Source organism: Devosia sp. RR2S18, assembly GCF_030177755.1.
In the GTDB taxonomy this organism is placed as follows: Bacteria; Pseudomonadota; Alphaproteobacteria; order Rhizobiales; family Devosiaceae; genus Devosia; species Devosia rhizosphaerae.
The window spans coordinates 1463494-1484952 of the sequence record NZ_CP126539.1; the positions used below are offsets into that span (position 1 = coordinate 1463494).

Below are 21459 nucleotides of genomic sequence, written 5' to 3' on the forward strand. Positions count from 1 at the left end.
GCATGGGTCGGAGTAAACCAGTATGAATAAACTAGCCACGCGCCAGCGTACACTTGCGGCGTCTTTGACTTTCTCCGGCTACGGCGTGCACAGTGCCCAACCGGTGACCCTGAGCCTCAGTGCCGCAGCGCCGGATAGTGGTTTCATCATCTGCCGTGAACTCGGTAACGGCACCACCACCAAGCCCGTTCAGGTACACTTTTCGCGTGTCAGCCGCACGACGCTGTGCACCACTCTCGATTTGGGCGACAGTGTCAGCGTCGCCACCATCGAGCATGTGATCTCGGCGCTGTCAGGGATGGGTGTCGACAACGCTCTGATTACACTGGACGGTCCTGAGTGCCCGATTCTCGACGGCAGCGCGCGCCCCTTCGCGGAGGCCATTCTCAAGGTGGGCCTGGCGATTCAGCCTGCCCAACGCAAGTTCCTCAAGGTCATCCGCGCCGTTACCGTGCGCAACAACGATGCCTTCGCTGCGCTCGAGCCTTATAACGGCCGTTCGCTCGACCTCGAAATCGACTTCGATTCGACGGTCATTGGGCGTCAGCGTATGATCTTCGATTGGACGCCGCGCCGCTTCTACGACGATGTGTCGCTCGCTCGTACCTTTGGCTTTGCTGCTGACGCTAAAGTGCTCCGCCAGGCTGGATACGCGCTGGGTTCCAGCCTTGATAACTCCATCACCGTCCATGAGGACCGCGTTCTTAATCCGGGCGGGCTGCGCTACGAAGACGAGTTCGTGCGCCACAAGCTGTTGGACGCCATCGGCGATCTTGCCCTGGGCGGTCTGCCGATCTGGGGGCGTTTCCGCTCCTACAAGGGTGGCCACGCGCTGAACGCGCATGTGCTGGCCGGCCTCTTCTCCAGCGAGGCCAACTATGAGATAGTTGGTGCCGAGGATCTGCCGTTGGAGTTCGAGGCGTTCGACGATCAGCCCGAGGGGTTGCCGGTCAACGCCTATCTGCGCGCGGTGCGCTGAGCGCCGCAGTGCTGCGCCACAGTTTCGATCCAATTGCTAACTACGCCGCACGCAAGTGTGGATTTTGGAAGGACGGGGCACCTCGTGACACTTGACGCTTTTAGTGGGCTCGCCAGCCGGGCTTCGCGCTTCTTCGCCATGGGCATGGTCGCTTTGGTGCTGGCCGGCTGCTCGGGCATGAATCTGTTTGGACCGCCCAAGGTCAAGGCAGAGCCGATCGTTCCCGCCGCTGCGCTCTATCAGAAGGCGCTGGACGACATGGATCGCCAGTACTTCCAGACCGCGATCACCACTCTCGAAAAGCTCGACCGGCAGCATCCGCGCGATCCGCTGACCGAAAAGAGCAAGCTGATGCAGGTCTTTGCGAACTATCGCATGGGCAAGTTCGACGAATCCATCCTGGCGGCCGACCGCTACGTGGCGCTCTATCCCGGCGGCAAGGACGTGCCTTACGTCCTCTACCTCAAGGGCAATTCCTATTACGCCCAGATCAAGGACATTACGCGGGACCAGCAGCTCTCGCGCGATGCGATCGACACCTACACCCTGATCATCAATAACTATCCCAGCTCGGAATATGCCGCCGACGCCAAGGAGAAGTTGCTGGTCGCCTATGACAACCTGGCTGGCAAGGAGATGTCGGTTGGGCGCTACTATCTTGGTAACGGCCAGCATACGGCAGCCATCAACCGCTTCCGCACCGTTGTCGAGCAGTGGCAGACCTCGACCCACATCGAGGAGGCACTCTACCGTCTCACCGAGGCCTATCTGCTCCTGGGCCTCACCAATGAGGCCAAGACTGCGGCTGCCGTCCTGGGCCATAACTATCCTTCGAGCAGCTGGTACCAGCAGGCCTTCGCGCTGCTGGGCAAGCAGGGGCTGGCTCCCGAGATGAACTCGGGCAGTTGGATGGCGGCACACCGGACCTAAAAAACAGTCCTGAGTGTTGCTGATTTGTTCTGAGGCGCGCTAGCTTGCTGGCGCGCCTTTGCTTATGATGTCGCCGCCACTTCTGGGAATGATCCGGGAATGCTGAACGCCCTTTCAGTTCGCAACATCGTCCTTATCGATCAACTCGACCTCGCGCTCGACGAGGGCATGACGGTGCTGACCGGTGAAACGGGCGCCGGCAAGTCCATCCTGCTCGACGCGCTGACCCTGGCCCTTGGCGGCCGCGGGGATGCTTCGCTGGTTCGGAGCGGACAGGAGAGCGGGCAGGTGGTGGCGGTGCTTCAATTGGGCGCCGATCATCCAGCCCGTGCTGCCCTGCGCGACAATGCCATCCCCGACGACGAAGACGTGATTCTGCGCCGCGTGCAGTTCGCCGATGGCCGCACCCGCGCGTTCATTAATGACCAGCCGGTTTCAGCCGCCCTCCTGCAGAAGGTGGGCAGCCAGATCGTCGAAATCCACGGCCAGCACGACGACCGGGCCTTGGTCGACGTCGCCACCCATCGGGCGGCGCTCGACGCCTTTGGCGAGCTCGAGGTCAAGGCCAGCGCGGTGCGCGATTGCTGGCAGGATCTTGTTGACGCGCAGGAGGCCGTTGCCGCCCAGAAGGCGCTGGTCGCCGAAGCGCTCGCCGCCGAGGACTACGCCCGCCACACCGTCGAGGAGCTCTCCAAACTCAACCCGCAGGCAGGGGAGGAGGAGGAACTGGCCGAGCGACGGCAGCACTTGCAGCAGGTCGAACGCTCCGCCTCCGACGTCGGCGAGATCGATGACGTCATCAACGGCACGGCGGCGCCGGCTCCCGCTCTCGCCAGCCTCATGCGCCGCCTGATGCGCAAGATCGATGGCGGCCATGAACTTTTCCAGCCGGTGGTCGACACCATTGATGCTTCGCTGGTGGCGCTCGACCGCGTCTCGGATGCGCTGGAGGACCTCAAGCGCGAAATGGCCTATGATCCGGCCGAGCTCGAAGCCGTCGAGGAGCGCCTGTTCGCCCTCCGCGCCGCGGCCCGCAAGCATCAGACCAGTTGCGACGAACTTCCCGCCGTTCTTGTCAAATACACTGCCGACCTCGATACCCTCCAAAGCGGCGAGACCCGCCTGATCGCCCTGGAGGCCGCCCGAGCCAAGGCGCTTGCAGCCTATCGCAAGGCAGCCGAGACGCTGAGTGCCGGTCGCGCTAAGGCCGCCAAGGCGCTTGGCAAAGCCGTCGGCGCCGAGCTGCCTGATCTCAAGCTCGGCTCGGCCCGCTTCATCGTCGATCACCAGGTCGATGCAAATCGGATTGCAGCTTCGGGCATCGACCAGATCGCCTTTCATGTGCAGACCAATCCTGGCACCGCCGCCGGCCCCTTGCTCAAGGTGGCCTCGGGCGGCGAACTCAGCCGTTTCCTCCTGGCGCTCAAGGTGGTGCTCGCCGATCGCGGTTCGGCGCCGGTGCTGATTTTCGATGAGATCGACACCGGGGTGGGAGGCGCAGTTGCCGATGCCATCGGCCGGCGGCTCGCGCGGCTGGCCGATAAGGTCCAAGTGCTCGCCGTCACCCATGCGCCCCAGGTCGCGGCCCGGGCCCAGCGGCACCTCCTTATCGAAAAGCAGGCGGTCAAAGAGGGTGCCTTCATGCGCACGCATGTGAAGCCCCTCGATACCGGTGCGCGGCAGGAGGAAGTGGCCCGCATGCTGGCCGGCGCCACCGTCACCGATGAGGCGCGCGCGGCAGCCAGCAAGCTCCTTAGCGAGGTGCATTAGCGGCTGACAGAGTGGTGGCGCGGACCCTGCTGTTTCGGTAGACCTCATGGTGAGCCTGTCGAACCACGAGGTCGTCAGCTCAGCGGCCGCAACCTCTTCCTTCGACAAGCTCAGGATGAGGTCTACGATAACGAGGCGTGAGCCAAGATGACCAATCTGCCTGACATCCCCGTGGAGCAACTCACCGAAGACGAGGCCCGGGCCGAGTTGGCTCGGCTGGCCGACGCCATCGCCAGGGCTGATGTCGCCTATCACCAGAAGGACGCGCCCGAGCTCACCGATGCGGAGTACGACGCGCTGCGTCGCCGCAATGTGGCGATCGAGGAACGTTTTCCCGCCTTGGTCCGCATGGACAGCCCCTCGACCGCTGTGGGCGCGGCCCCTTCGGAGGGCTTCGCCAAGGTCCGTCACGGCGTGCCCATGCTCAGCCTCGGCAATGCCTTTGCCGATGAGGACGTCGCCGATTTCGTCAATCGCGGTCGCAAGTTCTTCGCCCAGGACCTCGCGCGCGATCCCGAGATGCGCCTGTGCTTCACCGCCGAGCCCAAGATCGACGGGCTCTCGGCCTCGCTCCGCTACGAAAACGGCGTTTTCGTGCGGGGTGCCACGCGTGGCGACGGCACGGTGGGCGAGGACATCACCGAAAACCTCAAGACCATCGCTGACATACCTGAGAAGCTCGCTGGCTCAGACTGGCCCGCAGTGATCGAAGTGCGCGGCGAAGTCTACATGACTCATGCCGAGTTCCAGCGGCTTAAGGCGCATTCAGCCAAATATGGCGGACAGGATTACGTCAATCCGCGCAACACGGCCGCCGGTTCGTTGCGCCAGAAAGACCCCAAGATCACTGCCAGCCGCAATCTCAAATTCTATGCCTATGGCTGGGGCATCGCCGAGGATGGCAGCGGCAATCCCCAGCCGCCGGCGCCGACGCAATTCGAGGCCGTCCAGAAGTTCAAGGACTGGGGCTTTGTCACCAATTCCCTGATGATCCGGACTGAGAAAGTCGAGGACTTGCTCGCGCATTACCGCCGGATCGAGGAACAGCGCGCCACGCTCGGCTACGATATCGATGGGGTGGTCTATAAGCTCGACCGGCTCGACCTGCAGCAGCGCTGGGGCTTTGTCGCCCGCGCGCCGCGATGGGCAATCGCGCACAAGTTTCCCGCCGAGCAGGCGACCACCGTGCTTACCGCCATCGACATTCAGGTCGGTCGCACCGGTGCGCTGACGCCCGTCGCGCGCCTGCAGCCGGTAACGGTCGGCGGTGTTGTGGTGGAGAATGCCACGCTCCACAACGAGGACTACATCAAGCGCATCGGCAATTCGGGCGAGCCGATCCGGAACGGGGTCGACCTGCGGGTCGGTGACACGGTGATCGTGCAGCGGGCAGGGGACGTCATCCCCCAGATTGTCGACGTGGTGCTCGACAAGCGTCCGGCAGACGCGGTGCCGTTCGAGTTTCCCCACCAGTGCCCCGCCTGCGGTTCGGAAGCGGTGCGCGAGCTCAACGAAAAAACCGGCAAGCTCGATTCGGTCCGCCGCTGCACTGGCGAGCTGATCTGCCCCGCTCAGGCGGTCGAAAACCTCAAGCATTTCGTTGCGCGCGACGCCTTGGATATTGACGGGCTGGGCGACAAGCAGGTCACCCAGTTCTACGCCGAGGGCCGCATCGCCCGGCCCGCCGACATCTTTACCCTCCGGGCCCGTGACGAGCGTTCGGTCAAGAAGCTCAAGGATGTGGAGGGGTTTGGCGCCGTATCTGTCCGAAAACTGTTCGATGCGATCGATGCCCGCCGTGAGCCGGAGCTCGACCGCTTTATCTATGCCTTGGGAATCCGCCATGTGGGGGAAACCACAGCGGCGCTGCTGGCCAAGGAGTTCGGCACCATCGAGGAATTCCGCCGCGTCGCGGTCGGCGCCACCCATTCGGGTGGGGACGCAGCAACGATCTTCCCCCAGATCAGCGGCATCGGCGACACGGTTCGTTCCTCCATCATGGCGTTCTTCAGCAATGATCGGAATATCCAGGCCCTCGATGACCTGCTCCGGGAAGTCCAGCCCCGTCCCTATGTGGTGAATGTCTCTGCTGATAGCGTCGTGGCCGGCAAGACGGTGGTCTTTACCGGCTCGCTGGAGAAGATGACCCGCTCCGAAGCCAAGGCTATGGCCGAACGGCTGGGCGCCAAGGTGGCCGGTTCGGTCTCCTCTGCCACCGATATCTTGGTGGCGGGTCCCGGTGCTGGTTCCAAGCTCAAGAAGGCCGAGGAACTGGATATTGAGGTCATCAGCGAAGACGAGTGGTTCGAGCGCGTCGCCAAGTAGACTGCTTATTCCGGAGCGTGCATGAAAAAGACCCTGATCTCAACGCTGGCCGCTCTACTCTTTCTCCCCGGCGGGACCCAAGCGGGGGAGGCGGGTGATCTCCTCCAGCACCACCTTTATGAGGGCACCGCCGCCAAGGGGCTCTCGGCTGTGCAGTCCCTCTGCAATGCCGGCGATGCGGAAGGGTGCTTTGCTGCGGGTCTTATGACCCTGGTGGAGGGCGTGGAAGGGCTCACCGCCGATCTCTACCGCTATGGCGCCAGCAATCCCGATTTAGGTTCGGCTGGCCTGCTGATGGGCATGGGGACCGAAGCGCCGGCCGGTCCGACGAACCCGCGTCCGGAGCCGATCACCTACCAAGCGCTTCGCGCAGTCCTGGAGGACGCCTTGGCCGACCTGGATAGGGCGCATGATCTGTTCCTGCAGGGCGGGGAACGCGGCGACTATGTCGTTATGCTCGATCCGCTGCGCGTGCGCCTGGATCTCGATGGCGACGGCACTGCCGCCCAGGGGGAGACCCTGGCGGCCTTGCTCGGCCCGATGGAGGACTTTGCCAATATCCCCAGCCCCGACGCGCCGCCCAGCGGCAAGGTCAAGCGCCCGGTGCCGCCAGCGGACACCACACTGGGGTTGGACCGCGCCGATGCCCTCTGGTTCGCCGGCTATACGCAGGTCTTTGCCGCCCAGTTCGACATGGCGCTCGCCCATGATTTCGAGTCGCTGTTCGAGGCCTATTTCCACCGGGTCTTCCCCGACTCCGACTTGCCTCTGGCCGACCACACGAGCGGCGGAATCCTGTTTTCAGGTCCTGAGAGCGACGCCGCCCTGGCCGACCTCCTGGCGGCCGTTCATACTCTCAACTTTCCCGTGGAGGACAATCCGCGCCTCGCCAACGTGCTAGGCCGCCTGCAATCCATCTCGGCCCTCTCCCGCCGGAACTGGGACGCGATCCTCGCCGAGACCGACGACAACCGCGAGATGGTGCCGTCTCCTCGGCAGACCTCACTGGTCAAAAGCCTCCCAGTCACCGAGGAAACCGTCGCCGCCTGGATGGCGACTTTGGACACGGTCGACCGGGTGCTCGCGGGTGAATTACTGGTGCCGCATTGGCGATTCGATCAGGGAGTCGATCTCCGCGCCTATTTCGAAACGGCTGAAACTACTGATGTGGTGATGATTCTCACCGGCCTCGGCGCTCTGCCATTCCTGCGAGACGGCCCCATCGCTGACGCCGAAAGCTTCGCCGAAGCCAACCGCGTCTTCGGCACTCAATGGCTCACCTATGCTCTGTGGTTCAACTGATGCGCTTCCTTGCAAGTCTCGCGCTCGCCCTGGCCTTGTGCTTGCCGGCCGCCGCTGCCCCGATCCCGACCTTTGGTAGCCCCAAGGCGCTGCTCGACGCCATCTACGCGCAAATCGAAGCGTCGGAGGACTGGGAGACCTACGACGCTGACGCCGCATTCGACGAGATAGAGAGCTTTTCCGCTCGCCTCATGTCGCTTCATACAGCGGCCAATGCGGACGTACTTCCAGGGGATATCGGCGTGCTCGATTTCTCGCCCTTCATCTACGGCCAGGATTCAGGCGGAATGGACTTCGACGTTGGCGCGCCCAAGATCAAGGGTGATCGCGCGGCCAGTACAGTGCAGGCCACCGGGCATGAGAACTTTTCCATCCGCTTTGAACTTGTGGATGAGGGAGCCGCCGGCTGGAAGGTCGACGACATTATCCTGCCCGGCTTTGATGGCGGCTCTGAGTGGCGGCTATCGGACTATTTGCGCGATCCGGAAGCGCCGCTCTAGGCGGCGTCAGATCGCTTCAGTCGCGCCTTCGAGCCACAGCTTCACATCGCCGGTCACGAGCGGTCCGATCTCACGCCAAACCATCTGGTGATAGGCATTGAGCCAATCCCGCTCTGCCTGCGTGAGCAGGGCCACGTCGACCAGCCTTGTGTCGATGGGCACCAGCGTCAAGGTCTCGAAGTCGAGGTAGCCCGGAGCCGCCTCGCTCTCTTGAACGACGATCAGGTTCTCGACGCGGATGCCATATTCGCCGGCCTTGTAATAGCCCGGCTCGTTGGAGAGGACATTGCCGGTTTCGAACGGGGTCGCGTAACGCGGCGCAATGCCCACCGGGCCCTCATGCACGCCGAGATAAGCGCCCACGCCATGGCCGGTGCCATGATTATAGGTTTGGCCGACTTGCCAGAGGAACTGCCGCGCCAGCACATCGATCTGTGCTCCTGTGGTGCCTTTGGGGAAGTGGGCCATCGAAATGGCGATCATACCCTTGAGCACGCGCGTGAAGCGGTCGCGCTGTTCCACTGTCGGTGTTCCCGTGGCCATGGTGCGGGTGATGTCGGTCGTGCCGGACAGATATTGCGCGCCGCTATCGACCAGCATCAATTCGCCGGGCCTGAGCGTCCTGTTGGTTTTGCTGGTCACCCGGTAGTGCACGATGGCGCCATTCGGTCCCGCGCCCGAAATGGTGTCGAAACTCGCATCGACGCAGCTCTCTTCCTCCCGCCGGAAGGCTTCGAGCGCCGTAACGATGTCGATCTCTGTGAGCTTGCCCGCTGGCGCCTCCGCGTCGAACCAGGCGAGGAACTTGGCCAGCGCCACTGCGTCCAGCTTGTGCGCCTCGCGCATGCCGGCCAGCTCGGCCTCGTTCTTGCGCGACTTGGGCAGAAGCACCGGGTCGCGCTGCTCGATCAGCTTGGCGCCAGCCTGGGCAAGCGTTTCAGCCACAGCAGCAGGGGCACTAGCCGGATCGATCTGGACGCCTTTGCCATCACGCCCAAGCTGAGAAAGCGCCGCCGCGAAGTCTTGGCTGGGAGAAATGTCAGCAAGACCTTCCAACGCCTGCCGCAGGTCTGGGGTGATCTTGCCGCTGTCGAGATAGAGCGTTGGCCTGCTGTCCTTTTGGACGATGGCAAAGCCGAGAACGAAAGGCGTATTTGGCACGTCCCGACCACGCATGTTGAAAAGCCAGCAGATCGACTCGGGCAGCGTCAGCACGGCGGCGTCGGCTTTGCCCAGGCCTTCGCTGATCTCGGCGATCTTGTCTGCGGTGGTCTTGCCCGCCCGATTGTGTCCCAAAAACTCGATGGTGCTGACCGGCGCCCCAGGCCGATCGCTCCAGATCCGGTCCACCAGATTGGCGACTGGGACCAGCTTTGCATGTCCATCAAGCAGTTTTTCCATGTCACGCACCTCACCGGGCGTGTGCAGCCAGGGATCATAGCCCAGCGAGCCACCCTCGGGCACGTAACGGAGCGCTTCGGCGGTGATGCCGCCCCGATCCGATGAGAGCACATCTACCAGCTCCGTGTTGGTCTGCGCCGGGGCCTGCAGGGTATAGCGGCTGTCGACAAACAGTGCGGCCCTGTCCTTGCCCACCAGCGCGACGCCCGCCGATCCGGTGAAACCGGTGACATAGGCCAGCCGTGCTTCCCCGGGGGGCACCGATTCGCCGCGATGCGCGTCGGCTCGCGGGATGAGGAAGCCGTCGACACCTGCCGCCGCGAACTCGGCGCGCAGGGCCTCCACGCGGGGCGCCACCTGGCTGGGGTCAGCCTTCTCCTCGAAACTCTGGAACAGGGCAGGGGGGAAGGTCGGGCTGGTCATGGAAATCCTGGCGCCGGAGTACGCGCTCCGGTCATGGCTGGCTTGTGGGTTTGGGCATGGCGTTTTGGTCGATCGCGCCTACCTTAAGGGCATCGGCAAGGAGAGCAAGAGATGAGCCAGGACAAGAATTTCCTCAAGCGTGCCTTCGATGCAATCGTGGAAGGCCGCACCCGTCAGGCAGAGCGTTACGTGGAGCGTTTTGAGCGCGAGCACCCGAACCTGAACGGGAAATTAACGAAGCGCTAACGGGCTTTGCGCCGATCGCAGGGCTGGTTTGAGCACTAGGCTCTAACTGCCAGCCGGCAAGTGACGTAGAACCCTACTCGACGGTGGCAAGGAGTCGCCGTCAACCGCATGGAGACTAGAATGACCGAGAGCAAGAACGATTTCCGCAAGGCGCTGGGAGCCGTCATCGACGCCCGCGGCCGGGAATCGACCCGCCAGGTCAGCTACCGCATGCAGCACCAGCTGATCGGTGCGTTTACCAAGCGCCCGTAAGGCAGCTGCAGGGTTACTGCTGACGATATGAGCAACCCCGGACGCAAGTTCGGGGTTTTTGCTTGCCTGCAGTTTGCTGTTGTCACGGTGGACAGTCTGCTAGCGCTACGGGGCGAAATGCTACCGCTTTTCCAGCACCAGCGTGGTCCAGTCCTTGCGCTGCAGCCGCTGCACCAGCTCCATACCAGCGGCGACATAGGCAGCCAGCACGGCATCGGCTTGCTGCTCGAGAATGCCCGATAAAATGACATTTCCGCCCTTTTCCGCAGCCGCGCCGACATCGGGCGCCAGCGCCTGCAACGGTCCAGCCAGGATATTGGCGACGATCAGGTCATAAGGGCCATTGCGGCTGATGGTGGGGTGGTCCATCCCCGTCGCCTCAAAAGCTACGATGAGATCCCGGACTTCATTTTCCGCAGCATTTTCAATCGTCGTCCGCACCGCGACCGGGTCGATGTCGCTGGCCAGCACCACGTTGCGGGTGCGCTTGGCCAGGGCGATGGCGAGGACGCCGGTGCCGGTGCCGACGTCAAGCATGCGGCGGGGGCGGCGGCGCTTCAGCACCGCGTCGATCGCCTCTAGGCAGCCAGTCGTCGTCTCGTGATGGCCCGTGCCAAAGGCCTGCGCCGCATCGATTTTCATGGGCGTGAGGCCGTCGGGAACGGCACCTGACTCGTGGCTGCCATAGACGTAGAACCCCCCGGCAATCACCGGAGCCAGGCCTTCCAGCGACTTGGCCACCCAGTTGACCTCCGGGTCGATCGGCTCAACCGACAGTTCCACGGTACCGCCAAGGGTTTGCCGGACAAGTTCATTGAACGATTCAAGGTCGGGCGGGCTATCGCAAGTGGCTTCGAAAACCCATTCGCCCGTCTCCTCGTTCTCGTGCGCGGAGGCGGTCAGCGCCAGGTCGTCCCGCTCCATCACCGCATCAACCAGCGCATAGGCCTGGTCCTTGGTGAGCGGCACGGAAACTTGGTCGATGGGCATGGCGGCATCCTCGGGATTTCATCGCCTTGTCGCGCAAAGGCTTCGCCGCCGTCAATGCACCTTATCCCCGCTCCGCCGCGGTGGTATATGCTTGGTGAGTGCGGCGGGGAGGCAGATATGTATGGCTTGATCGGCAAGATGCTGGCGAGAGCAGGCAAGCGGGAAGAGTTGCTGGCCATTCTCCTCGACAATAAACAGCCAATGCCCGGCTGCTTCAGCTACATCGTTGCGCGTGACCCGGCGAGCGAAGACGGCATCTGGATCACCGAGGTCTGGGATAGCCGGGAGAGCCACGCGGCCTCGCTGCAGCTCCCCCATGTGCAGGCGATGATCGCCCAGGCGCGGCCGATCATCGCCGGGTTTGGCGAGCGGTTCGAAACCGAGCCGCTCGGCGGTGTCGGGTTCTAGAGCTTGACGGCGGTGCCGGACACCGAGACCATCAGCATCGAGCCCTCGCGTCCGACCACCTCGTAGTCGAGATCTACCCCCACGACCGCGTCGGCGCCCATGCGCTGCGCTTCATATTCGAGCTCTTCATAGGCCTGCCGCCGCGCGTCGCGCAGCGCGCCCTCATAGGCGCCCGCCCGACCGCCGACGATGTCGCGGATATTGGCGAAGAGATCGCGGAAAATATTGGCGCCGACGATGACTTCGCCGGTGACCAGCCCCAGATATTCGCGGACGGGGCGGCCTTCGAGAGTAGGCGTGGTCGAGATGATCATGTGGTCCTCCTTGGAATAGACCACATATAGGGTGCGCGACAGCGTCTGCGAGGGCGCGTGCCGCTAACCCTTCTTGATGAAGCTCTCCAGCACCTTCTTGCGGCCCGCCTTTTCGAAATCGATGGTCAGCTTGTTGCCTTCGATGGCGCTGATTTCACCATAGCCGAACTTGAGGTGGAATACCCGTTCACCCAGCGCAAAGGCGGAGTGGTCGCCACCCAGATCCACCGAGCGGGCGACCAGCTCGCCTTCGATGGTCATGGGACCGGCGCCCTTGCGGCTGGCCTGCTGGGCCCGGGCACGCTGCCAGCCCGGCGTCTCATAGACGCTTTCGAATGGATCGGCCTTGTTGAAGCGGCTGGTCGCGCCGCCACCATAGCCATAACCGCCATAGGCCGAGCCGCGGTCGGTGACTTCAACGGCATCGGGTGGCAGTTCATCGATGAAGCGGGACGGGATGGCTGACTGCCAGAGGCCGTGTATGCGCCGGTTCTGCGCGGCGGAAATCCGCACGCGCTTGCGTCCGCGGGTGATGCCCACATAGCCGAGCCGGCGCTCTTCCTCGAGCCCCGCGCGGCCGCTTTCATCCATGGATCGCTGACTGGGAAAGGTGCCATCCTCCCAGCCGGGCAGGAACACCGTGTCGAACTCGAGCCCCTTGGCGGAATGCAGCGTCATGATGGTGACGGCATCGCTTGCGTCGGCGCTATCGCGGTCCATGACCAGCGAGATGTGTTCGAGAAAGCCTCCCAGGGTCTCGAACTCTTCCATGGAGCGGCTGAGTTCCTTGAGGTTTTCCTTGCGGCCCTCGGACTCGGCGGATTTGTCCGCCGTCAGCATGTCCATATAGCCGCTTTCCTCCAGGATAAGCTCAACAAGCTGGTAGGGCGGCAGGGTCTCGGCGCGGTAGGACCAATCGTCGAACTGGGCCACGAGGGCGCGCAACGTCGTGCGCTGCTTGGGCTTGAGGTCTTCGGTTTCCGCCATCATGCGCACGGCTTGCAGCAGTGGCACATGCTGGTGTCGTGCTGTCGCGGTCAGCATGTTGACGGTCGTGTCGCCCAAGCCCCGCTTGGGAACATTGATGATGCGCTCGAAGGCTAGGTCGTCCGCCGGCTGCGCCACCAGCCGGAGATAGGCCAGCGCGTCGCGAATTTCCTTGCGCTCATAAAAGCGCGGGCCGCCGACAACGCGATAGTTGAGCCCGAGCGTGATGAAGCGCTCTTCGAACTCACGCATCTGGAAGGAGGCGCGGACGAGGATCGCCATTGAGTTCAGAGGTTCGCCCTGGCGCTGAAACTGCTCGATCTCCTCGCCGACAGTTCGGGCCTCCTCTTCGGAGTCATAGACCTGGGTGAACGATACAAGCTCGCCCGCCTCGGCAATGTCGGTATGCAGCGTCTTTCCCAACCGCCCTTCGTTGAAGGCGATCAGGGTGGAGGCGGCCTTGAGGATATTGGCGGTGGAGCGATAATTACGCTCGAGCTTGATGACCTTGGCGCCTGGAAAATCCTTTTCGAAGCGCAGGATGTTGTCCACCTCGGCGCCGCGCCAGCCATAGATGGACTGGTCATCGTCCCCCACGACGCAGATGTTGGCTTCGCTGGCCGGTTTGCCCTGCGCCAAGAGCCGCAGCCAGAGATATTGAGCGGTGTTGCTGTCCTGATATTCGTCGACCAGCATGTATTTGAACTTGCGGTGGTACTCGGCCAGCACTTCCGGATTTTCGCGGAAGAGGCGTATGCACTCCAGTAGCAGATCACCGAAATCTGCAGCGTTCAGAGTTTTGAGCCGCGCCTGGTAATCGGCATAGAGCCGATGGCCCTTGCCGCTGGCGAAATAGCTGCTTTCGGCGACCGGCACGTCCTTGGGCAGCCAGCCGCGGTTCTTCCATGCATCGAGCATGCCGGCGAACTGGCGGGCTGGCCAGCGCTTCTCGTCGATGTTCTCGGCGGCCAGCAATTGCTTGATCAGCCGGATCTGGTCGTCGGTATCCAGGATGGTGAAGGCTGGTTTCAGATCCACCAGTTCGGCGTGTTGCCTGAGGATGCGCGCTGAGATGGAGTGGAACGTGCCCATCCAGGGTAGGCCATCGAGACTCGGCACGAGCGCATGGATGCGCTTCTTCATCTCGCTGGCAGCCTTGTTGGTGAAGGTCACCGCCAGAATCTGGCTGCCCCAGGCCATGCGCTGGGACAACATGTGCGCGATGCGCGTTGTCAGCACCCGCGTCTTGCCCGTTCCAGCGCCAGCCAGCACCAGCAGCGGACCCTCAGTCTGCAACACCGCCTCGCGCTGCTCCGGATTGAGTCCTGCCAGATAATCCGGCGCCTGCTGCCGGTTCAACTGACTGGTGATCGGCCCGGCAGACGGGCGTTCAAGAGGGTTGGCTTGTCCGGCCATTACCTGCCTTTGTCGGTGCCGCGCAGGCGACCAGGGCGGCGCAGCACATGCACGAATCTTATTTTGTTCTCGTTGCAATATAGGTGCCGCGATCGGTGGTGTATAGGACAGGCGGCTCTCACCTCTGCGTCAGGCAGCTTGTTCAAGCTGGGACCGCTGCCGCCGCGTCGCTTTACCGCCTTGATTAGACGCCATGGCGGGGTTGCGCGGGACTGGCGCATGCCTACACTGCGGCGCAAAATTGGGGCAAAAGCGCACGTGCTGAATCGCATCTACATCATTGTCGGCCTGCTTGCGATCGTCGTCCTCGCTGGAGCTTTTCTTGCCCCCCGTTTTATTCAGTGGGGGGACTACCGCACCCGCATGGAAGAACTGGCGACCGGCGTTCTGGGCACGCCCGTCACGATCCGTGGCGAGATCGAATTCAGCCTCCTGCCGCAGCCGCAGCTGCGCTTCACAAATGTGCTGGTGGGCTCCCCCGAGGAACCGGCCGCCATTGTCGACGCAGTGGAGGCCGAGTTCGCGCTGATGGATTTCCTGCGCGACAACTATACCGTCACCGATCTCGTGCTGACGGCACCCGTGGTGGATTTCAGCATCGACGAAAGCGGCCTATTCTCGAGTGGCGTCAGCATCGAGAGCTCGGGCAATGGCATCGGCCTGGGGCAGGCGAGTATCACTCGAGGTGTAGTGCGGGTCTATGATCGACGCACTGGCGAAACGTTCTCGGCTGACAATGTCGATGGTGAGCTTGCGCTGGGCGGCTTTTCAGGGCCGCTGCAGTTTCAGGGTGCAGCCGACTACCGCGGCACTCGCTATGGGGTTCGCTTCAACTCCGCTCAAGCCGACGCGGCGGGCTTGGCTCGGGTCTCGGCCTTTGTGTCCCCGCAGGATCAGTCATCTTCGGTCAGCATCGATGGCGCATTCACCACCGGCATCGCCCCCAAATTCGATGGCACGCTGGTCTATCGCCAGTCGCCACCAGCAGCAGAGGCGGCAGACGAAATCCGCGGTGACCTCGTTCTTGAAAGTACCCTCAGCGCGTCGACAGACCGGGTTGTGCTTTCGGGTTACACACTGCAACCGGACGAGAACCGCGCCAGTGCGCGGTTGACCGGCGCTGCCAGCATCCAGCTGGGCGCGCGACGGAGCTTTGACGCGGTTATCTCGGGTGGTGTTTTCTCGTTGCCGCCGCGCGATGCGAACGAAGATGCGAGCACTTTGCCATATGAACTGGTGCGGCTGCTCGAGGAACTACCCGCGCCATTGATCCCCGAACTGCCGGGACAGGTGGGGATCGACCTGGCTGAAGTGGGCCTGCGCGGATTTGCCATTCGCAACTTGCGGCTGGACGCCAGCACGGACGGCGAAGTCTGGGCCATCGAGCGAGCCACGGCCCAACTGCCCGGCGAAACCGTCGTGCAGGTTAGCGGTGATCTCGGCCGTGACAACGAAAGGCCGAATTTTTCCGGCAGTTTTTCTCTTGCGACCGAGCGGCTCGATGCGCTGGCTCAACTCTGGCGCAAGCCGAGCGAGGACAACCCACTGTTCAATCAGCCCGGACGGCTAGAGGGACGGCTACGGCTGGGCAGCGATGCGCTCGGAGTGTCGGATGCCATGCTCACTCTTGGCGAGAACATGCATGGCGTAGAGCTGCGCGTCGGTTTCGGCGAGGAACAGCGGCTCGACGTGGTGGGCCAGTTCGAAGAACTCAGCCCCCTGGATAGCGCCATCCTGGCGGCGCTGTTGCCGGAGCCTTTGATCGAGCCGCGCTTTGCGGCGAGCTTTCCCAGTGGCAGTGTCAGCCTTGCTGCTGAAGGCGCTCATGTGCTGGGCTTAAGCGGCACCGGCTTGCTAGCCGAAGCCAGCTGGACCGATGGCGGGCTCGCCGTTTCCCGCCTCACCGCCGCAGAATGGGGCGGGTTGGGGCTGGACGGCAATCTGGCGCTCGCCGGCACCCTCGCAGAACCGCAGATTTCGGGTGAACTTGCCCTGGCCGTGCCGCAAGTCGACGCCCCGGCGCTGCTCGCGCTATATGATGTGCTTGGCACCCCTGTCAGCTGGCGCGAGGCACTGGCCCGTTCCGCTCCAGCCGACCTTGTGGTGGGCATTTCACCGACCAATCCAGAGGGGGGGCAGATACTGACAATAGACGGCGTCGCCGGTGTTGCCGAACTCGACCTCCGGGCCGAACTCGGTGGTGGAGCGACGGCCCTGACGAGCGGCCCCCTGCGGCTGACCGCCTCGCTGGAAGCCGAGGATGCAGATCAGCTGGCGTTGCAACTAGGTCTGGACGAGCCCCTGTTCTCAGGTGACGGGTCCATGCTGGTCTTTGTCGGGCTCGAAGGCTCCCCGGCCAACAGTCTCGAGGGCACGATCACCGCCAGCATGGGTGCGGAAAGCGTCAGCTTCTCCGGCGATCTGCTGGCGGGCATCGATGGCCAGATCCAGGGCGTTGGCCAGCTTGACGTGACAGTGGAAGATGCCTCTGGCCTAGCTGCGGCAGCGGGTGCTTCAGGCATCAGCCTGCCCCAGCTCCAGGCGAGCGCCGGGCTGCGGTTCGAAGGGGATCGGCTGGCTCGGCTTTCCGGCATTGCCGGCACATCGGACGGCACCGCTGTGGCCGGTGACCTTGACATGACGCGCACTGGCCCCATGGCGGTTGTCGAGGGTGGTCTCACGCTTGAAACGGTGAGCGTTGAGGGCTTGGCAGCCGCGCTCTTCGGCGAGGCGGCGCTGGTTCCGGGAGCGGCCGTATGGCCGGAGGGCCCGATCGACATGGGCGGGCAGCAAAGGTCCAGCCGCGGCGATGTAGCTATTTCTGCACCAAGCGTCGCGGCGGCGGGAGAAGAACGCATGACCGATGCCAGCTTCGAATTCGCCTGGGATGAGACCCGGACCCGCCTGTCGCAGTTTGCTGCCGACACGGGGGAGGGGGCAGCCAGTTTCGATCTGACGGTGTGCTGTGCAGGTCCACTTCTCGACAAGACCGTGAGCGGGCGTCTGACGCTTGCTGGCGCGGCCCTTGCAGAGGTGTTGCCGTCCTCTGTATCCGATGGGATCTCGGGTGTTCTCGAAGGCGGGGTGCAGTTCGAAGCGACCGGCAGCAGTATCGCCGAGCTGATGGGTGCCATGTCAGGCGAGGGCAACCTCACTGTCGCCAATCTCGGGGTAGACCAATTGGCTCCCGAAGTCTTCCCCACCATTGCCCGTCTTGAGGACGTCCTCACGATGGATGGGGCCGCTCTCGAGGCCGTCATGGGGATGGCCCTGGAGCGGGGCGCCTTCACCGCGCCTGCGGTGACGGGTGCCTTCACGATTGCTGGCGGTGTCGTGCGCCTCACCAATTTTATCATGGAAGGCGAGGCGGCGCGGCTTGCCGGCACGTTGAACCTTGCCCTGCCCACCCTGGCGCTTGATGGCAGTTTCGCCCTGACACCGCTTGGCATCGACGATGCGAACGGGCTCGTCACCGCCGATACCGCCCGCATCATCGCCAATGTTGGCGGTACGCTGCTGCAGCCCGGGACGAGCATCGATCTGGAGGAGATGGTGGCGGCCGTTCAGGTGCGCGCCAATGAGCTCGAGGTGGAACGGCTCGAAGTGCTTCGCCAGGAAGATGCCGAGCGCCAGCGCGCCGCCGCCGAAGAGCGCAATCGCCTGATCGAAGCCCAGCGGCAACGCGCCGCCGAGGAAGCGGCGCGGCTTGCAGCTGAAGAGGAAGCCCGCCTTGCCGCTGAAGAGGAAGCTCGGGCCGAGGCGGAAGACATACCCGCGCCGATGAAGGAGCCGCTTGAACAAATCCCCGAGCCAACACCTGATCTGCTGCCGAACCAGCCGGGGGAGCGCCTGCAATTGACGCTGCCGCCACCCGTGGTGAACCAGCCAATCGGTCCAGGCGTCAATCAACCAGTCTTCTAAGCCGTGTCAGCGTCGAGGCGCTGCTGATACCAGCGCAGCACCGCCAGCCGCGCTGCCGACGAAAGATTGGGCGTTTGTCGGGCTTCATCGATGGAGCGGATCAGCGCGGCGAGGGAGCATTGCTCGGCCGCCGCCATCGCTTCGAGCGCAGCCCAGAATTCGGGTTCAAGTGCAATGGACGTCCGGTGACCGGCGATGGACAGCGAGCGCTTGTCCATGCGTCGGCGTCAGGGCTTCTTGCGGAAGGCGTCGAGGCTGACGACCTTTTCGCCGGTTTCCTCGTCCTTGGCTGCACCAGATGCTGCGCTCTCGACAGCCGCATCGGACTCGAGCTCCTGGCCGGGGGCACTGGGTGCGTTGGCCGGATCAAATTGCAGTCCGAATTGCACGGAGGGGTCGAAGAATCCTTTGATTGCAGCGAAGGGGATCACCAGCATCTCGGGCTGGCCATCAAAGCTTAGGCCCACTTCAAACGCGGTCTCGGTGACCTTGAGATCCCAATACTGGTTCTGCACCACAATCGTCATTTCCTTGTCGTACTGGGAGAGCAATTTCTCGCTCAGCCGCACACCAGGCGCGCGGGTGACAAACGAAATGAAGAAGTGATGGTCGCCCGGCAGGCCCGTTTTGGCGACCTCCGACAGCACCTTGCGCACGACGCCGCGCAGGGCTTCCTGAGCGAGAATGTCGTAGCGCATGTGATCTTCGGCCATGGTCACCCTTCCGGTCTTGAGACGTCGAATCCGAACGGCTCATATCAGCCCCACGTTCCAACGGAATTCAAGGGCCAAAGGCTGCATCATCAATGTTAAAGCTGAGTGCAGGCTTCTGTTGCCAGGTGCCTGCGAACCCCGCCTGTCGCCCGGCTAGGGGCGGAGGACTTAAATTCCCAGTGCTAGCACCGCTTACGCGGCGAGAGCGACCGGAGCCTTATGGTTGTCATTTGCAACTATAAGTTTTGGACCGATAACGGTGGTACCTCACCGAGCAAAAGCACACCTTTTACGCCCTCGTCGAGCCTATTTCGCCCCCATGATTGCCTCCGAAGAGGTGTTGGTGGAGGCGCCGGGTACCGCCCCCGGGTCCGAAAGGTTTATTATGATGACCGTTTATTGCCATAGCCCTTGCGGGCAAGGTCAATGTAGGAGCCAAGCCGGCCAGTGGAAAGACCCCTGACGAATTTTTTTACATGACAGGCTGGCTGTCGGCACCGCGACACTCCTGACGCGGCCTGACAGCAGAGCCTGGGCATAGTCTTCCGAGACGCCAATTGAGAGGGACTACCCGATGGAAGCTCAAGAGATACTGCGCGGCCGGTTGATCGACCATATTCAACTGGTCGTTCGCGACCTGGCGGCAAGCCGGCGCTTCTACGAGACGACCCTTGCGGCCCTCGGCATAGAGTTGGGTGGCGAAGGGGAAGATTATTTCTGGGTAGACGAGCTTTTCGTCTCCAGCGGGACCAGTGCGGCGGCGCAGGGCCAACTGACGGGCCGACACCATCTCGCCTTCCAGGCCAACAGCACCGCAGCGGTCGAGGCGTTCCACGCTGCCGGCCTAGCCAATGGCGGCACCGACAATGGCGCTCCGGGCAAGCGGCCCTACCATCCCGGCTATTTTGCCGCTTTCGTGCTGGATCCGGACGGCAACAATATCGAGGCGGTCTATCATGGCGAAGCCAACCGCAGCGCGGACGCCGTCCGGATCACCTTCTGACCGATCCTCATTCCTGCGCCGGTCCGTTCCAGCGCATCTTCATGTAGACGCCGCCGGAGGCGAGCTCATCCAGCATCTGCACTAGCCGCTGCTGCTTGGTCTCGTCCCGCTTCGCCTTGTTGATCCACATCAGATAGTCATTGCGCTGGTAAGGCGGCCGCGCCCGGTATTTGTCCCACAGGCCCCTCTCCTCCAGAGCAGCGGCAACGAAGTCGGGCATGTTCTCGCGGGCGCGAAGGGGACGCAGAACTGGGCTCATAGCCGATCTCCTCAGGCGAATGACCCCTGCAGCATACCGCATCAAGGGGCAGGGGATGGCAGGAGTACATGCGGTGTTCTGTTACCGCTCCAATCCGGTGCAGAAGTGATCAGAGTGGCGGCAGCAAAGACCGAATCGGCCTATCCTTGATGCCATGCAGCCCTACCTTCAGCTACTTTCCGATATCCTTGAGCACGGAACCGACAAAGCGGACCGCACCGGCACCGGAACGCGCTCCTTGTTCGGCTACCAGATGCGGTTCGACCTCTCCAAGGGTTTCCCGCTGGTCACCACCAAAAAGCTGCACCTTAAGTCCATCGTTTATGAACTCCTCTGGTTCATCCGCGGCGAGACCAATGTGCGCTGGCTGCAGGAGCGCGGCGTTAAGATTTGGGATGAATGGGCTGACGAGAATGGCGATCTTGGCCCGGTCTATGGCTCGCAATGGCGGAGTTGGCCGGCACCGGACGGGCGCAAGATTGATCAGCTCGGCCAGGTGGTCGACTCCATTCGCACCAAGCCCGACTCGCGGCGCCACATCGTCTCGGCCTGGAACCCGGCGGAAGTGGACGAGATGGCCCTGCCGCCCTGTCACTGCCTTTTCCAGTTCTATGTTGCCAATGGCAAGCTCAGTTGCCAGCTGTACCAGCGCTCGGCCGACACCTTCCTGGGCGTCCCGTTCAACATCGCGTCCTACGCTCTCCTCACCCATATGGTGGCGCAGGTGACGGGCCTGGGCGTCGGCGACTTTGTCCATACCTTCGGTGACGTGCACCTTTATTCCAACCATTTCGAGCAGGCCCGCCTGCAATTGACGCGCGAGCCGCGCCCCTTGCCGCGCATCGTCATGAACTCAGAGGTGCAGCGGCTGGAAGATTTCACCTTCGAGGATTTCACCTTCCAAGGCTATGATCCGCACCCCCACATCAAGGCGGCCGTGTCGGTATGACCCGCAGCCTTGCGGACCTGAGGGACATGGTCCGCGCAGTCTCGGACGTTTACGCGGAGCGGTTCAGCATTGACCGCAGTGAAGATTGGTACCTTCTTAAGCTGCAGGAGGAAGTGGGCGAGCTTACTGCTGAATACTTGCGTCTGGCGGGCAGGGCACGACCCAATGGTGAGGCGCCAGGCGAGGTGGCCATCGCCATGGCCGACGAGGCGGCAGACGTCCTGGCCATGCTGCTGCTATTTGCCGGGCAAAACCAGATCGATCTTGAGGCGGCACTAGAACGCAAATGGTTCCGCTATCTTCCTCAGGGCACATCTGAAGAATTAGGTTAGTTTCATCTACATGGCCGTGCGAGATGTCCGCTAAGTAGT

At 63.0% G+C, this 21459-nt stretch carries 20 protein-coding genes and 1 other RNA gene; 13 read left to right on the forward strand and 8 right to left on the reverse strand.

The window, feature by feature from the left end:
• Positions 1–22 precede the first annotated feature (22 nt).
• The 6 genes from lpxC (at position 23) to QOV41_RS07145 (ending at position 7806) form a co-directional block, all read left to right on the forward strand.
• Positions 23–979: a UDP-3-O-acyl-N-acetylglucosamine deacetylase gene (gene lpxC / locus QOV41_RS07120; RefSeq protein ID WP_284580454.1), complete on the forward strand. Its 957-nt coding sequence runs from the start codon at positions 23–25 to the stop codon at positions 977–979.
• 84 nt (positions 980–1063) lie between these two features.
• The gene (locus tag QOV41_RS07125; protein WP_284580455.1) at positions 1064–1909 is read left to right on the forward strand and encodes an outer membrane protein assembly factor BamD; all 846 of its coding nucleotides are present in this window, start codon (positions 1064–1066) and stop codon (positions 1907–1909) included.
• A gap of 99 nt (positions 1910–2008) precedes the next feature.
• Positions 2009–3679: a DNA repair protein RecN gene (recN, locus tag QOV41_RS07130; protein ID WP_284580456.1), complete on the forward strand. Its 1671-nt coding sequence runs from the start codon at positions 2009–2011 to the stop codon at positions 3677–3679.
• 147 nt (positions 3680–3826) lie between these two features.
• Positions 3827–6004, forward strand: a complete 2178-nt coding sequence (gene ligA, locus QOV41_RS07135) for an NAD-dependent DNA ligase LigA (protein WP_415926750.1) — start codon at positions 3827–3829, stop codon at positions 6002–6004.
• A 21-nt stretch (positions 6005–6025) separates the two neighbouring features.
• A complete protein-coding gene (locus QOV41_RS07140; RefSeq protein WP_284580457.1) occupies positions 6026–7306 on the forward strand; it encodes a hypothetical protein in 1281 nt (426 codons plus the stop codon).
• A complete protein-coding gene (locus tag QOV41_RS07145) occupies positions 7306–7806 on the forward strand; it encodes a hypothetical protein (RefSeq protein ID WP_284580458.1) in 501 nt (166 codons plus the stop codon). The genes QOV41_RS07140 and QOV41_RS07145 overlap by 1 nt, the downstream gene beginning before the upstream one ends.
• A 6-nt stretch (positions 7807–7812) precedes the next feature.
• On the opposite strand, the gene QOV41_RS07150 is transcribed toward QOV41_RS07145, so the two are convergent.
• A complete protein-coding gene (locus QOV41_RS07150) occupies positions 7813–9630 on the reverse strand; it encodes an aminopeptidase P family protein (RefSeq protein ID WP_284580460.1) in 1818 nt (605 codons plus the stop codon).
• A 111-nt stretch (positions 9631–9741) separates the two neighbouring features.
• Between QOV41_RS07150 and QOV41_RS07155 the strand changes: the two genes are divergently transcribed.
• Complete coding sequence (locus QOV41_RS07155; RefSeq protein ID WP_284580461.1) at positions 9742–9876, forward strand: hypothetical protein; 135 nt, start codon at positions 9742–9744, stop codon at positions 9874–9876.
• 120 nt (positions 9877–9996) lie between these two features.
• On the forward strand, positions 9997–10128 hold the full coding sequence (locus tag QOV41_RS07160) for a hypothetical protein (protein ID WP_284580462.1): 132 nt from the start codon (positions 9997–9999) through the stop codon (positions 10126–10128).
• A gap of 120 nt (positions 10129–10248) precedes the next feature.
• Here the strand turns inward: QOV41_RS07160 and QOV41_RS07165 are convergent, their stop codons facing one another.
• Positions 10249–11118, reverse strand: a complete 870-nt coding sequence (locus QOV41_RS07165) for a 50S ribosomal protein L11 methyltransferase (RefSeq protein ID WP_284580463.1) — start codon at positions 11116–11118, stop codon at positions 10249–10251.
• Positions 11119–11235: 117 nt separating this feature from the next.
• Between QOV41_RS07165 and QOV41_RS07170 the strand changes: the two genes are divergently transcribed.
• A complete protein-coding gene (locus QOV41_RS07170) occupies positions 11236–11526 on the forward strand; it encodes a putative quinol monooxygenase (RefSeq protein WP_284580464.1) in 291 nt (96 codons plus the stop codon).
• Here QOV41_RS07170 and QOV41_RS07175 read toward each other — a convergent pair.
• Together QOV41_RS07175 and QOV41_RS07180 are read right to left on the reverse strand one after the other, a co-directional pair.
• Positions 11523–11840, reverse strand: a complete 318-nt coding sequence (locus QOV41_RS07175) for a heavy metal-binding domain-containing protein (protein ID WP_284580465.1) — start codon at positions 11838–11840, stop codon at positions 11523–11525. The two genes, QOV41_RS07170 and QOV41_RS07175, sit on opposite strands and share 4 nt — an antisense overlap.
• 63 nt (positions 11841–11903) lie before the next feature.
• Positions 11904–14243, reverse strand: coding sequence for an ATP-dependent helicase (locus tag QOV41_RS07180; RefSeq protein WP_284580466.1), 2340 nt, complete (start codon positions 14241–14243; stop codon positions 11904–11906).
• A gap of 219 nt (positions 14244–14462) precedes the next feature.
• Between QOV41_RS07180 and QOV41_RS07185 the strand changes: the two genes are divergently transcribed.
• Positions 14463–18164, forward strand: a complete 3702-nt coding sequence (locus QOV41_RS07185; RefSeq protein WP_284580467.1) for an AsmA family protein — start codon at positions 14463–14465, stop codon at positions 18162–18164.
• On the opposite strand, the gene QOV41_RS07190 is transcribed toward QOV41_RS07185, so the two are convergent.
• From QOV41_RS07190 to ssrA, 3 genes are all read right to left on the reverse strand, one after another.
• On the reverse strand, positions 18161–18382 hold the full coding sequence (locus tag QOV41_RS07190) for a ribbon-helix-helix domain-containing protein (RefSeq protein ID WP_284580468.1): 222 nt from the start codon (positions 18380–18382) through the stop codon (positions 18161–18163). The genes QOV41_RS07185 and QOV41_RS07190 overlap by 4 nt on opposite strands.
• A 9-nt stretch (positions 18383–18391) precedes the next feature.
• The gene (locus QOV41_RS07195; RefSeq protein ID WP_284580469.1) at positions 18392–18877 is read right to left on the reverse strand and encodes an SspB family protein; all 486 of its coding nucleotides are present in this window, start codon (positions 18875–18877) and stop codon (positions 18392–18394) included.
• A gap of 104 nt (positions 18878–18981) precedes the next feature.
• Positions 18982–19335: a transfer-messenger RNA gene (gene ssrA / locus QOV41_RS07200) on the reverse strand.
• Between the two features lie 116 nt (positions 19336–19451).
• On the opposite strand from ssrA, the gene QOV41_RS07205 reads away from it, so the two are divergent.
• Positions 19452–19880, forward strand: a complete 429-nt coding sequence (locus tag QOV41_RS07205) for a VOC family protein (RefSeq protein ID WP_284580470.1) — start codon at positions 19452–19454, stop codon at positions 19878–19880.
• 7 nt (positions 19881–19887) lie between these two features.
• On the opposite strand, the gene QOV41_RS07210 is transcribed toward QOV41_RS07205, so the two are convergent.
• Positions 19888–20139, reverse strand: coding sequence for a YdeI/OmpD-associated family protein (locus tag QOV41_RS07210; protein WP_284580471.1), 252 nt, complete (start codon positions 20137–20139; stop codon positions 19888–19890).
• Positions 20140–20293: 154 nt separating this feature from the next.
• On the opposite strand from QOV41_RS07210, the gene QOV41_RS07215 reads away from it, so the two are divergent.
• On the forward strand, positions 20294–21088 hold the full coding sequence (locus QOV41_RS07215; protein WP_284580472.1) for a thymidylate synthase: 795 nt from the start codon (positions 20294–20296) through the stop codon (positions 21086–21088).
• 26 nt (positions 21089–21114) lie between these two features.
• A complete protein-coding gene (locus tag QOV41_RS07220) occupies positions 21115–21420 on the forward strand; it encodes a nucleoside triphosphate pyrophosphohydrolase family protein (RefSeq protein ID WP_284580474.1) in 306 nt (101 codons plus the stop codon).
• Positions 21421–21459: the final 39 nt, after the last annotated feature.